Origin of the sequence: Sulfuricurvum sp. (genome assembly GCF_023250475.1) — a bacterium.
Classification (GTDB): Bacteria; Campylobacterota; Campylobacteria; order Campylobacterales; family Sulfurimonadaceae; genus Sulfuricurvum.
On record NZ_JAHFAQ010000067.1, the window covers coordinates 1 to 11,983 of the forward strand.

Consider the following 11,983-nt stretch of genomic DNA (forward strand, 5'->3'; position numbering starts at 1 on the left):
TCATCATCGCCCTCAAACGGCTCAAAATCAACTCTGCACCCAAAGGTTCAGGCCGCACCGACAGAGGCGTTCACGCCACCCATCAGGTGATGCACATCGACCTTCCCCTCTTTTGGAGCTATTTGCAACGCCTCAAAGAGATGCTCAACCTCCAGCTCCCCAATTCATTGCGCATACTGCGAATCGAATTTGCTGAGTGCGAATTTCATGCCCGATACAGTGCCAAACGCCGAATTTACCGCTACGTCATCAAAGAGGGGACCACCAATCCCTTCGAAGACAACTTCGTCTCGTTTATCCCTGCCCTCAACCGTGAGATCATTACCGATGCGATTAAATGTTTCGAGGGAACCCATAGTTTTGAGCTTTTCAAAAAAAGCGGCAACGATATGGATCATTTCACCCGTATCATCTACCGAGCCTACGCCTACAGCTACAAGGGATACTTCGTCCTCGTTTTTGAGGGTAACGGTTTTTTACGCTCCCAAATCCGCCTGATGGCAGGGTTTTTGCTTCGTATGTCCGCAGGAAAAGCGACGAAAGAACAGCTTCTAGAGCAGCTAAACTGCATCAAACGGCACTCTACCGATATCGCTCCGCACAACGGTCTCTACCTAACCCGCATCAAGTATTAGTCGAATAGACTCAACTTAATTGATAGCTCTTGCATTATTAATGCTATTTCGTTACAATCACAGCTCAAAATTTAACCTTTAAGGATAGTCACATGGCAAAACATCAGTTCCAGACTGAAGTCTCACAAATCTTGCATTTAATGATTCACTCTTTGTACTCCAACAAAGAGATTTTCGTCCGCGAGCTCGTATCGAACTCTTCGGATGCTCTCGACAAGCTCAACATGCTCGTCCTTACCGACGATGCGTACAAAGGGGTTAATTTTGCTCCGCGTATCGACATCCTCATCGACAAAGAGGCAAAAACCCTCACGATTTCTGACAGCGGTATCGGGATGAACGAAGCGGATCTCGTAGAGAACCTCGGAACCATCGCAAAATCGGGAACCAAAGCGTTCTTGGAAAAACTCAGCGGCGATCAGAAAAAAGATTCCAACCTGATCGGTCAATTCGGTGTCGGTTTCTACGCAGCGTTCATGGTAGCGGACAAAGTGGAAGTCATCTCTCGCAAAGCCGGAGAAGAGCAAGCCTACAAATGGTCCTCTATGGCAGGCTCAGAGTATGACCTAGAACCATCAGAACGCGACAGCCACGGTACAAGCATCATCATGCACCTCAAAGACGATGAGAGCGAATTCCTAGAGACGCACCGAATAGAGAGTATCATTAAAAAATACTCGAACCATATCCCGTTCCCGATCTTCATGGACAAAGAGGAGTGGGTAGCACCTGCGGAGGGCGAAGAGAAAGGTCACAACGAAATCGTTAACAAACAAGTCAACAAAGCCAACGCCCTATGGACGATCAGCAAAAGCGACATCAGCGAAGAGGAGTACAAAGATTTCTACTCCAGCATCGCCCACGATTCGAGCGAGCCGTTGCTCTGGATGCACAACAAAGCCGAGGGGGCGTTAGAGTACACCACTCTCTTCTACGTTCCAGCCAAAGCACCGATGGACTTGTACCGCGTCGATTACCAAAGCGGTATCAAACTCTACATCAACCGCGTCTTCATCACCGACGATGAAAAAGAGCTTATGCCGACGTATCTCCGTTTCCTTCGCGGGGTGATCGACTCAGCGGATCTTCCGTTGAACGTCAGCCGTGAAATCCTCCAAAGCAACCGCGTTATGGCAAAAATCAAAAACGCATCGGTTAAAAAAGTGCTCGGAGAACTTTCAAAAGTCGCTGAAAACGATGCGGATAAATACGACGCCTTCTACAAAGAGTTCGGAAACGTTCTCAAAGAGGGTCTTTACAGCGACATGGGCAACCGTGAGCGTATCCTAGAGCTTCTCAAACTTAACACCTTGAACTCTGCCGAACCGGTAATGTTCAGCAAATTCATCGAGGGTGTCGATGCCGAGAAAAAAGAGATCTATTACATCAGTGCAAAAATGTCTCTCGGGATGCTCAAAAACTCTCCGAGCTTAGAGCGCTTCAAAGCCAAAGGGATCGATGTCCTCGTCCTCAACGAAGAGATCGACACGATCGTATTCCCGATGGTAACCGAGTACAACGAGTATAAATTCGTCAACGTCACCGATGCGGTTCTCGAAGAGTCCGAAGAGGAGAAAAAAGAGCACGAAGAGAAAGCCAAAGGGTTAGAGGGCTTCATCGGACAGCTCCAAAACGCTTTGGGCGAGAGCGTATCGAAAGTCGAGCCGACCTTTGATCTCACCGACTCTGCCGTATGTCTGAAAGTCGACAAAGAAGACCAAGGGTACATGATGGCGCAGATGATGAAACAGTTCGGAAACATGGGCGGAGATTTCCCGGCACCGAAACAAATCCTCCAAATCAACCCGAATCATGAGTTGATCAAAAAACTCAGCGACAGTGCAGACATGAACCTTATCGACGATGCGGCACATGTGTTGCTCGATCAGGCGAAACTGTATGAGGGTGAGACGCTTGCGGACACCGCAGGGTTTATCGCACGTCTTAACCGTATTATGGCTAAGGCGCTGTAATTTCTCCGTCATTCCCGCGAAAGCGGGAATCTCTCAATCTTTTCTTATTCTTATTCTTTTGATATAAAAATAAAAATCCATATATGCATATAATTTAATAATCATATATTCTTTTATTTATATGCTAAACTTTCCACTAACAAAGAATAAACTATTTTAAATAATGATGAGGAAAATAAGTGAGCAACTTAGAAGAAGTTTTTAAAGTAGGAGGATTACCTACCATTACATTTGTTGAGCCCATAGAATATCCTTCTCTAGTTGTAGCTTTGAGAACACCTGGACGAGGAGTAGTTATTGAAGGTCCTTCTGGAATTGGAAAAACCACTTCTGTTCATCGTGCGCTTAAACAATTAAACCTCGAAAATGTATTAGTACTTTCTGGAAGAAAATTAAGTGATATTGACCTTATATATAAACTACCAGAAATGGACAATGTTGGTATTGTTATTATTGATGATTTTCATCGCTTAACTAATGATATAAAAAGTCGAATTGCTGACTACATGAAAATACTTGCTGACGAAGAAAGAAAAGATTCTAAAATAATCATTTTAGGAATAAATCACGCTGGGCAATCTCTTGTAAATTTTGCACATGACTTAAATAATCGGCTAGAAGTAATACAATTTGAAGCAAATCCTGTATATAAAACTCTTCAATTGCTTGAACAAGGAGAAATTGCTTTAAACATTGAATTGAACATAAAAAATGATATTTCTGAAGCTTCACATGGAAGTTTTTATATTGCTCAAATGTTAGCTCATCAAGCATGTTTAGATTCAGGAGTTTTAGAATCTAAAGAAATAAAAGTGGTAACAACTAATAGTTTTGAATTAGTCAAAGGAAAAGTATTCGACCGATTATCAAGAAGCTTTAAAGATAGAACTGTTCACTTTGCTCAAGGTACGAGGGTTCGCCGAGAAGGCCGTGCTCCTTACTTACATTTATTATATTGGTTAGGAATGTCAGATGAATGGACTTTATCAATAGATGATGTATTAAGAAAATATCCGGACTTAAAAGGTAGTATTGTACAAGTTGTAGATAAAGGTTACTTAGAAACACTTATAAATGAGAATGAAGATATAAAAGCAGTTCTTCATTTTGATCCAGTTACTAAATTGCTATCGGTTGAAGACCCTCAATATGTATATTATATAAGAAATATTACATGGTCATCTTTCGCAAAAAATATTGGGTTTCTAACTATGGAATTTCCATGTCAATACGACTTTGCCCTTTCATTTTCTGGTTCAGAAAGAACAGTTGCAGAAGCATTATTCAATTCACTTTCCGAAATGCAATTCGAAGTATTTTATGATCGTAATGAACAGCATAGAATTCTTGCAGAAGATGTAGAAGACTATTTACGTCCCATATATATGACTGATGCACAATATGTAATTGTATTATTAAGTTCAGAATATCCAAAACGAATTTGGACTAGATTTGAATCTCAGCAATTTAAAGAAAGATTTAAAGAAAATGCAGTTATTCCCATTTGGTTTGATTCAGTTCCTGAGAGCATATTTAACGAAAGCACACGAGTTGGTGGATATGTATTAAATACATCTAATGAAATTTTCCCTCAGATTGAAGAAATAGCTGATTTATGTAGAAAAAAAATTGCAGAAATCAGACAAACACTTATTTAGAGAAAGAGGACAGGCTACTTTCCCTCGTTCCCAAGCTAGAGCTTAAGAGCGAGTAAATCAGGATACAAATGAATAATAAATTAGAACTCTCTTGCCCAACATGCGATAAAGACAACGCTCGCTCTCGTTCCCACTCTCCTGAGTGGGAATGCAGATTAGTGATATACACGCTCAATCTGAAAAAATATACTAAGAAAAGGAAGATTTTAGATGTTTGATGCAATCATGGGTGGAATAATCGCAATAATTTTGAGCATTGTAGCGAATATTTTAACCCCGTATTTTCAAAATATTTTCAAAATTACCCCTGCATCTGTTCCAGATGTATCTGAGCCAACTTTTCCTGAATCTGACTCAGTAAGTGTAGAAGAATCGAGAGCTATAAATCGAGCGAAATTAGATATAGCTTTAAATAAAATATTTTTTTATGGCTATTCATATTTTGTCATGTATATGGCTTTCTATGTCCCAATTTCACTTCATGGAGGGCTTTTAAACCCAAATGTAAATCTTATAGACTCTAAATTCGCAATAGATTTCATTATAAACAAAGATAACTTATCAATGATTTCTGCCATTTTTGGTGTATTTGCCTATTTCCCATTTTGGAAACTGTCTCAGCTCATGGCAAATTTTTTGAGTTCAATTGTTACTAAATTTATCTTTATTAGTGAACTAAGATACCTTGCACTAACAGCTTTTATGATGATTTTTTGGGCATTTTTTATTGCAGGTAATGTAACTTGGATATTGAATGAACAAGCCACTTGGTTCAATTCAATTAAATCCTCATTATTATTATGGGTACTACTATTTTTTGCAATTATCTCAAACAAAAGATAAAGAAAAAGGGACCAGGCTATTTTTCTATTCCCCTTCCCTCACCCCACATTTCAAAACAGCTCCCTACTTTTCTGTTTAGCCGAAAAGTAGCAAAAGAGCATACCGCGATCCAAGAACGCTCGTTCCTCTCGGCACTACTGCCTTCGCAGCGGCTCTAGGTGTTGGATCACGGGGAATTTATTTTCTTTTCGTTCTTTTCTTATGAAAAAGAAAAGGACATATTCGTACTTATGCTACAATATCCCTATTAACATGGTACAAAGGTAATCTGTGAAATTTGAATGGGATGAGAATAAAAATCAAGCCAATATCAAAAAACACGGTATCAATTTTGCGGATGCAGTCTATGTATTTTCCGATCCGTTTGCTCTCAATATCCCTGATGATGAACACTCTGATATTGAAGAACGCTGGATTCTTTTAGGAAAAAGTTTACAGATGAGTGTATTATTGATCGTTCATACCTATCGAGAGGGTGATTCGATTAGAATTATTTCTGCTCGCAAATCGACGAATAATGAACAACGTATCTATGAAATGAGGTCACAAAAATGAAAGAAGAATACGATTTCACAAATGCCGAACAAGGCAAATTTTATATTCCCCTCGAAGAGATCGAGGCACCTATCTATCTCGATAAAGATGTAGCTCGCTTTTTTGCCGATAAACTCAAAGGGAAAAATGAAACCCTCCAAAGCTTGATTAATGAACTTTTGCGTAAAGATATCGAAATTGCCAACCGCGTATCGGCATGAAAACAGCTAAAAAATTTGACGAAGCATTCGACAAGGGCGAAGATATTTAATTATTCCAAAGGTCACCCGCCCATGAAAATCACCCCCATTACTGAAACCAATGCCCCTATCTATAACAATCTCATACAATCCTACGAAGCCGAGTTCTCGCCGATTACTGGTAAAAAACCGAACGCTTCGGGTCTGTTCGAGCTCGATACCCATCTAGGAGATGATATCCTAGGCTTTTTACTCATCATTGACAATACCCCTGCCGGAATCGCCGCGATCCGTTGCAAAGAGTCTCAAGTGTACGAGGTGTGTGAGTTTTACGTAGTTCCCTATTTTCGCAAAAACGGTATCGGAATGGAGTTTGCACATGCTATCTGGAAAAGTTACCCCGGAGAGTGGGAGATCAAACAGATTCAGGGAGCTGAGTACGCCACCGCATTTTGGCGTAAAACCATCAAGGGTTTCAATGAGACAGAATATACCGAAGAGTCTTATGATGATCCCTACTGGGGCACCGTCACACGGCAGAGATTTGTTATCGATCAATTATAAAGCTTGAGCGTCTGCCCGACACTCACACGTAATTCTCTTTGCTCCATACTGATCCCTTCACGCCACGGCATCGGATTCACCTCGGGAGACATTAGACCCCTTTTCTTATGTTCACGGATCACGTAACGATCACTGTGGACGAAATAGTCATTGTATTCCGCGATGTAGGGCATATCCCATACGATACAATCCTCGGTCGGACAGACATCGGCGCATTTGGGGACGGCGGCATCGACACACTCGATACACTTATCAGGTTTGACATAGGTATATTCGCCACTCGCAAGCGGTGACTCAGAAGCATTGACGATTGCCGTTGCAGGACACTCCTCGATACACGCATCGCAATTGATACAAGAATCACTGATCAAAACAGCCATAAATTGCTCCTTGGAATTTTCTAGTTACTGTGCAAGATGTGTTCAAAGCTTAAAGTACAGATATGTAATATTTAAAAATACTAAATACCATTATTTATTTAAAAAAATCTCTGCTAGAATTAATCCCCCTAAAAACTAAACGGGAGGAAAAATGGCGATGCAACCTATATTTAACCGTCATGGTCGAACAATCGGCTGGCTTGATAATGGTGTCATTTATGACCGTCAAAATTTCTGCAGAGCGTTCATACGAGGCTGCAATCTTTTCACCTTTAATGCCCTGCATCTAGGAATCTTTCATAAAGGTCTTTTTTTGGACAGAAGAGGACAACGGATAGCCTATATGGACGATGCCTCCTATGATCCTATGCTTCCGATACCGGAGATTACACCTCCTCCCCCTATCCCCTCCTCCGCACCGAAAGCTCCGATTCACGCGGTTCCCTCTAAAACACTCCGTGACTCGCATCATTGGAGCCCGCTACATTGGGAAACTTTTTTAGACGGTTAAAAAATACTGATCCGAAGAGTGCAGTACCGAAAGGATTGCATCGTTTTTGGATCTCGCTATACTATGCTTTATGCCCATCAATCTATTCTACTGCTTCAACGTTTGCCCGAAACTCAAACGCCATTCTTCCTTCCCGACTCTAATTACAAAAATTAACAATAAGTGTTATTTTAAATGTTATAATGATTTAAATCTATCCACAAAAAGGAATCACAATGAAACGTTCACTACTTATCGCTACCGCATTGCTACTCTGCACAGGATGTTCGGCTACCTGGAAAGGGATGAAAGAAGATACCTCCAGCGCAACGACTTGGACCAAAGGGGAAGTAAACGAAGGGGCAACTTCCGTCAAAACGAAAACGGAATAATGTCAAAAGGGGAGGAGATACTATACATGAAATTTTATAGTGCCGACCCTGTGATTGAGCGCGTATTCATCGTTGACTTCGGATTCTAAGTAGTTTATGGAGTCAGGATATTCGACAACGGTTTCGACATTGCATACGTGACACATTACAATGACCTCTCCATCTACCAACAGCGTTTCGACATCGTCACTTTTACAAAAATCGCACTGATATTTCATAACAACATCCTTTTTCATAATTCAACACTTTACAACTATTAAAATTAAACGTTATTTATATTTTTTTTTACATCTCAATCAATGAGGAAGCTATTAAGTTTTCTCCCCGTTCCAACACTAAAGCTTAGAAGTGACAAAAAGATATAATGAATCTATCAATATTGTAAAGCGGTACGATACTCATGAATAAAATCCGACGGCTCAGCCTGTTTTTTTTAATAGCAACGCTCCATTTATCGGCAAATGAACAAATCACCTATACCCTAAACGGTGAAAAAGATCCCCGATTAAATGCGTATTACGAACTGACGTATGTTGCACAAAACAAGAAAAAAGAATGTAGCGAACAACAGGGAGACTCGTTTGCTCCAAAAACAAAAAAGGAGACGTTTGATATTGATGAGAATGAGTATACGCTTCAGATCACCATCAATGCGACACCGGAAGAAGAGGATGAGTGTTCCTACACATTTCAATCCCTCAATCTGATAATCAAACGGGTATACGACGAAGAGGTATACAATCAATTTCCTGTTGTAGGAGTATACCCCTCGGGTTTCGGATGGAAAAAAGGGAATTGGGCAATGCCGATTTATCACGGAACCCAAGACGGTGCGGGTTCCCCTCGGGGATTTTTTAACAAACGCAATGCGATCCCCTACGCATTCAGATCGAATGAAAACTATTTTCGTCTCGTCTATCAAACCAAATTCAACTGTATGACCTCCCGTTACGATGATTCAACGCACTCAGATTTTATGTGCCTCATGGATCTATCGGAGACACTGTACGAGTATCAGCCTTGTGATCCCTCAAGCCCTAAAAAGCAAGACGAATGCGGTACGGTTCACCATCCGCAATTTGAAATCAATCATTTGATAGATCAAAGTTTTAAAATAGATATCATTGCCGATGATTCAAAGTCGATGAGATGGAACACCTCCTCACGAAAGCTGGAAACGGATACCTTCCAGATTCCGGAAGCATCTTGGTGGGATGAATTCATCCATCTTTTTTAATCCGCCCCTTGATTTTCGTCAATACGGTTCCTTCTCCCGGAGCGTATAATTCTCCATTATCGTTTAAAGGCTTTTCCATTATTTACACTATCATCCATACCGTTCATCTCCTCTCAGCATTTGTATACGGCGGTTTTTTGTTCGTTGATTATCTCTTCTTGTCAAAGATGACGCAAACCCTCGGCGCAGAAGAACATGCGCGCGCCCGTGAAGCGATCATGATACACGTGCGCAAAGTCGTCCCCTACGCTCTCTTCACCGCGGTAGGGAGCGGAATTTACCTCATCACTCAAGTATTCGGCGAAGTGGGTGCTGAGGGGCTTAGCTCGTTTCAAACGCTGCTGCTGATCAAATCCCTATTCGGTCTGTGGCTCGGAGTACGGGGATTCAATCAAAAGGTGTTCGGAATCAACCCGTGGGTGTTCAAAACCCACACCCTCCCTTTTCTCCTTGTGGTAGCCATCATCATCCTGTCGCAGTTTATGCACCTTCACTTTTAGGCTATACTCACAAAAGCACTTAGAGGGAAAAAGGGGACGGTCGATATGAGTAAAGCGATTATTTTTATGTATGGACTCTTTTCCTACACCGTCGCATTGATCACACAGGTGTGGTTTATTTTATACATCGGCGAATGGACATTTATGCCGATAACCGTCAATACCTACTATCCGGTGCCGTTAATAGATGCTTTAAGCATCAACTTCGCCTTGATAGTGTTATTTTCCCTTCAACATTCGGTCATGGCCCGATCCTTCTTTAAAACCTATCTGACCAAGATTATTCCCCAAGCGGCAGAGCGGAGCACCTATGTCCTTTTTTCAGGATTGGCTTTGGGGTTGATCTGTTTGTATTGGCAGCCGTTTGAGGGATTTTTATGGCATGTGGATAATGAAACCGGAAAAATATTATTGACCGCAGGTTATCTTTTCGGCTGGGGATTTTCGCTGTTTTCTACGTTTCTCATCAACCATTTCGAGCTGTTCGGACTGCAGCAAATCTATCTGAATCTCCTCAATAAACCTGCCCCGTCGATTGATTTCAAAGAAAAATTATTTTATAAATGTGTACGCCATCCGATCCAGTTGGGGATACTGATCGGACTATGGGTAACACCGAGTATGTCGTATTCTCACTTGATGCTTTCGATCACGTTAAGTCTTTATATCTTTATCGGTCTTTGGTATGAAGAGAGGGATTTGATTTCGGAATGGGGCGACACCTACAGAGAGTATCGAAAACGTGTCCGGATGATACTGCCGTTTCCGAAATAACCTCTCGTTGCGATATCTCTATTCGACAAGGGCGTAATCGAATTCGTTAAATATTCTATTGCTTGGGTCTTGATGGATGAGATGATTGGCTTCCAAAAGGCGCTCGCAAATCGCATCGATCGTCTCCCCTTTTTTCAAGATAATGAGGCTCCCTTTAAGGTGAAACTCCTCATAGAGATTAACCAGTTTTTCCAAAGCGCATCGAGCCCCCACATGATCTACAAACGTAAATAACACCGCGATATAATGCTCGTTCACTTTTTTGATGATATCGCTCTGTCGCACACTGTCCATCAGATGCGTCTTATCAATATTATAATCATCACAGGCTACCAAGGCAAGATTCGCTTCAATGTTATATCGTTCAAGGGTATAGAGCGCCATTTTAATATCGTGTTCGAATGCGAGTTTCAAATCAATTAAACTCAATTCTTTCATGTTATTCCTTGTATCGAACTATAGTATTTGTTTATAAATAAAGATCGCTATTTTACCGAGTATCCGTATTTTTAGCAAAAACAACTACAATACGATACTAAAACGGATACGAAGGATACCCTATCAAACCATCTGCCACCAATCGAAAGCCCTTAGTAAAACGGGATACCAAAAGACCTCAGCAGAATTTTGCGCGCAAAGCGCCGCCGAAAAAAGAGAACATCGAAACCACTCAGAAAAATGAGATCAAAGCGATGTTTCTAAACTGGTTCAAAAGCAGCCACGCCCTTGCGGGTCATATCATGACCAAACAAGACGTTATCAGCGCTATTTTGAAAAAACTCGATTCCAAACAAGACCGCCCGTTCCAAATCGCGATGGATGAACTGAAACACGACGGACTGATCGAGATCCAAGAGGACGGCGTCACCGTAGTACTGACCCAAAAAGGTGCCGAGAAGCTCTAAGGAATAACAATGCTCCGAACATTTGTAGTATCTTTAATCACCCTATTTGCCGTCATCCCCTCCGCTCATGGCGCTGAAAATACAACCGCATGGGAACTGTTCGACTGGATGGATACTTCCCTCAGAGGGGAATGGAAACTCTCGAGTGCTGAGCAACAAACCGGTACGGAATCGTATAAGCACAAAGCACTCTTGCCCCTTGCCGGAACCGATACGACCGCTATGGCGTTCAAACTCATCGGCGGTGAGGTAACGATACAAGAAGATCTCCTCCCCAACACGCCCAAGCAAATGGTCACCATGTACCACTGCAAAGATATCGCGTGTTCCAATCTCAAAGCAACCCACTACTGTTCCAAACAAAACCAGCCCGAATTTCTCGCGAATCTAAAAGAGAGCACCCCGAATAAAATCATTTTCGACTGCGACCTCTCCACCGAACTGTGCCAATCGGATGAAGATCACGTCCACCAAATTATCCATGAACTCTCAAATGACGGAAAGCATCTCAAAAGTTCGTATCTGAGCTGGAAAGAGAAAAAACCTCTGCCGAACAGCTCCATCTATCATTTTGACCGAAAGCAGCCCTAGAGGACTCTAAAACGGGCGTATAATGCATTATGGTCTGAAATTTTTTGGACATCGATGGCATGACTCTCTACCAATTGCAGCCCGCGATAAAAAATATGATCCAATTTATAGTTCATAAACGATTTTATCAAATGGGTGTGCTCGGTCTCTATACTCTGAAGGTGTAACGCTCCTGCCGATTTCAGTACAAAGCCGATCCGTGCTCTGTTCCAACTGTTAAAATCCCATGTCACGATCATAGCTCCACTATGACGACCTATCTTTTCAAAAATAGCTTCGATCTCTTTGTTGTATATTCGGGTTGATC

At 41.7% G+C, this 11,983-nt stretch carries 18 protein-coding genes; 14 read left to right on the forward strand and 4 right to left on the reverse strand.

What is annotated here, in order from left to right; translation table 11 throughout:
• The 7 genes from Q0C19_RS07445 to Q0C19_RS07475 all read left to right on the forward strand — a co-directional run.
• Positions 1 to 635: tRNA pseudouridine synthase A (locus Q0C19_RS07445; protein WP_295054621.1), on the forward strand; the 635-nt coding region annotated here is incomplete at its 5' end.
• A gap of 92 nt (positions 636 to 727) precedes the next feature.
• The gene (gene htpG, locus Q0C19_RS07450; protein WP_295054624.1) at positions 728 to 2,608 is read left to right on the forward strand and encodes a molecular chaperone HtpG; all 1,881 of its coding nucleotides are present in this window, start codon (positions 728 to 730) and stop codon (positions 2,606 to 2,608) included.
• A 179-nt stretch (positions 2,609 to 2,787) separates the two neighbouring features.
• A complete protein-coding gene (locus tag Q0C19_RS07455; RefSeq protein WP_295054627.1) occupies positions 2,788 to 4,266 on the forward strand; it encodes a TIR domain-containing protein in 1,479 nt (492 codons plus the stop codon).
• 210 nt (positions 4,267 to 4,476) lie between these two features.
• Entirely contained in the window at positions 4,477 to 5,109 is a 633-nt protein-coding gene (locus tag Q0C19_RS07460) for a hypothetical protein (RefSeq protein ID WP_295054630.1), read from the forward strand.
• Positions 5,110 to 5,379: 270 nt separating this feature from the next.
• Positions 5,380 to 5,664, forward strand: coding sequence for a BrnT family toxin (locus Q0C19_RS07465; protein ID WP_295054633.1), 285 nt, complete (start codon positions 5,380 to 5,382; stop codon positions 5,662 to 5,664).
• On the forward strand, positions 5,661 to 5,864 hold the full coding sequence (locus tag Q0C19_RS07470) for a hypothetical protein (RefSeq protein WP_295054635.1): 204 nt from the start codon (positions 5,661 to 5,663) through the stop codon (positions 5,862 to 5,864). Before Q0C19_RS07465 ends, Q0C19_RS07470 begins: the two co-directional genes overlap by 4 nt.
• 72 nt (positions 5,865 to 5,936) lie before the next feature.
• A complete protein-coding gene (locus Q0C19_RS07475) occupies positions 5,937 to 6,407 on the forward strand; it encodes a hypothetical protein (RefSeq protein ID WP_295054638.1) in 471 nt (156 codons plus the stop codon).
• Here Q0C19_RS07475 and Q0C19_RS07480 read toward each other — a convergent pair.
• The gene (locus Q0C19_RS07480) at positions 6,398 to 6,787 is read right to left on the reverse strand and encodes a 4Fe-4S dicluster domain-containing protein (protein ID WP_295054641.1); all 390 of its coding nucleotides are present in this window, start codon (positions 6,785 to 6,787) and stop codon (positions 6,398 to 6,400) included. The two genes, Q0C19_RS07475 and Q0C19_RS07480, sit on opposite strands and share 10 nt — an antisense overlap.
• A 151-nt stretch (positions 6,788 to 6,938) precedes the next feature.
• Between Q0C19_RS07480 and Q0C19_RS07485 the strand changes: the two genes are divergently transcribed.
• Complete coding sequence (locus tag Q0C19_RS07485; RefSeq protein WP_295054644.1) at positions 6,939 to 7,298, forward strand: 4-fold beta flower protein; 360 nt, start codon at positions 6,939 to 6,941, stop codon at positions 7,296 to 7,298.
• Positions 7,299 to 7,513: 215 nt separating this feature from the next.
• On the forward strand, positions 7,514 to 7,669 hold the full coding sequence (locus Q0C19_RS07490) for a hypothetical protein (protein WP_295054647.1): 156 nt from the start codon (positions 7,514 to 7,516) through the stop codon (positions 7,667 to 7,669).
• Between the two features lie 20 nt (positions 7,670 to 7,689).
• Here the strand turns inward: Q0C19_RS07490 and Q0C19_RS07495 are convergent, their stop codons facing one another.
• A complete protein-coding gene (locus Q0C19_RS07495; protein WP_295054650.1) occupies positions 7,690 to 7,887 on the reverse strand; it encodes a hypothetical protein in 198 nt (65 codons plus the stop codon).
• Between the two features lie 182 nt (positions 7,888 to 8,069).
• Between Q0C19_RS07495 and Q0C19_RS07500 the strand changes: the two genes are divergently transcribed.
• From Q0C19_RS07500 to Q0C19_RS07510, 3 genes are read left to right on the forward strand one after another with little or no spacing between them, the layout of a single operon-like run.
• Positions 8,070 to 8,906 (forward strand): hypothetical protein, encoded by an 837-nt coding sequence (locus Q0C19_RS07500; protein WP_295054653.1) that lies wholly within the window; start codon positions 8,070 to 8,072, stop codon positions 8,904 to 8,906.
• Positions 8,907 to 8,914: 8 nt separating this feature from the next.
• A complete protein-coding gene (locus Q0C19_RS07505) occupies positions 8,915 to 9,406 on the forward strand; it encodes a hypothetical protein (protein ID WP_295054656.1) in 492 nt (163 codons plus the stop codon).
• Between the two features lie 45 nt (positions 9,407 to 9,451).
• A complete protein-coding gene (locus Q0C19_RS07510) occupies positions 9,452 to 10,180 on the forward strand; it encodes a hypothetical protein (RefSeq protein WP_295054658.1) in 729 nt (242 codons plus the stop codon).
• 18 nt (positions 10,181 to 10,198) lie between these two features.
• Here Q0C19_RS07510 and Q0C19_RS07515 read toward each other — a convergent pair whose 3' ends face one another.
• Entirely contained in the window at positions 10,199 to 10,618 is a 420-nt protein-coding gene (locus tag Q0C19_RS07515; protein ID WP_295054661.1) for a hypothetical protein, read from the reverse strand.
• 254 nt (positions 10,619 to 10,872) lie between these two features.
• Between Q0C19_RS07515 and Q0C19_RS07520 the strand changes: the two genes are divergently transcribed.
• Positions 10,873 to 11,085: a hypothetical protein gene (locus Q0C19_RS07520; protein WP_295054664.1), complete on the forward strand. Its 213-nt coding sequence runs from the start codon at positions 10,873 to 10,875 to the stop codon at positions 11,083 to 11,085.
• Positions 11,086 to 11,094: 9 nt separating this feature from the next.
• Positions 11,095 to 11,676: a hypothetical protein gene (locus Q0C19_RS07525; protein ID WP_295054667.1), complete on the forward strand. Its 582-nt coding sequence runs from the start codon at positions 11,095 to 11,097 to the stop codon at positions 11,674 to 11,676.
• On the opposite strand, the gene Q0C19_RS07530 is transcribed toward Q0C19_RS07525, so the two are convergent.
• Positions 11,673 to 11,983, reverse strand: a 311-nt coding sequence (locus tag Q0C19_RS07530; RefSeq protein ID WP_295054671.1) for an endonuclease/exonuclease/phosphatase family protein, incomplete at its 5' end; no start/stop codon positions are given. The two genes, Q0C19_RS07525 and Q0C19_RS07530, sit on opposite strands and share 4 nt — an antisense overlap.

Coding starts and splice junctions, on each gene's coding strand:
- Q0C19_RS07485 (WP_295054644.1), top strand. CDS start 6,939: ATGGCGATGCAACCTATATTTAACCGTCATGGTCGAACAATCGGCTGG.
- Q0C19_RS07475 (WP_295054638.1), top strand. CDS start 5,937: ATGAAAATCACCCCCATTACTGAAACCAATGCCCCTATCTATAACAAT.
- Q0C19_RS07490 (WP_295054647.1), top strand. CDS start 7,514: ATGAAACGTTCACTACTTATCGCTACCGCATTGCTACTCTGCACAGGA.
- Q0C19_RS07460 (WP_295054630.1), top strand. CDS start 4,477: ATGTTTGATGCAATCATGGGTGGAATAATCGCAATAATTTTGAGCATT.
- Q0C19_RS07515 (WP_295054661.1), bottom strand. CDS start 10,618: ATGAAAGAATTGAGTTTAATTGATTTGAAACTCGCATTCGAACACGAT.
- Q0C19_RS07520 (WP_295054664.1), top strand. CDS start 10,873: ATGTTTCTAAACTGGTTCAAAAGCAGCCACGCCCTTGCGGGTCATATC.
- Q0C19_RS07480 (WP_295054641.1), bottom strand. CDS start 6,787: ATGGCTGTTTTGATCAGTGATTCTTGTATCAATTGCGATGCGTGTATC.
- Q0C19_RS07495 (WP_295054650.1), bottom strand. CDS start 7,887: ATGAAATATCAGTGCGATTTTTGTAAAAGTGACGATGTCGAAACGCTG.
- Q0C19_RS07525 (WP_295054667.1), top strand. CDS start 11,095: ATGCTCCGAACATTTGTAGTATCTTTAATCACCCTATTTGCCGTCATC.
- Q0C19_RS07470 (WP_295054635.1), top strand. CDS start 5,661: ATGAAAGAAGAATACGATTTCACAAATGCCGAACAAGGCAAATTTTAT.
- htpG (WP_295054624.1), top strand. CDS start 728: ATGGCAAAACATCAGTTCCAGACTGAAGTCTCACAAATCTTGCATTTA.
- Q0C19_RS07510 (WP_295054658.1), top strand. CDS start 9,452: ATGAGTAAAGCGATTATTTTTATGTATGGACTCTTTTCCTACACCGTC.
- Q0C19_RS07500 (WP_295054653.1), top strand. CDS start 8,070: ATGAATAAAATCCGACGGCTCAGCCTGTTTTTTTTAATAGCAACGCTC.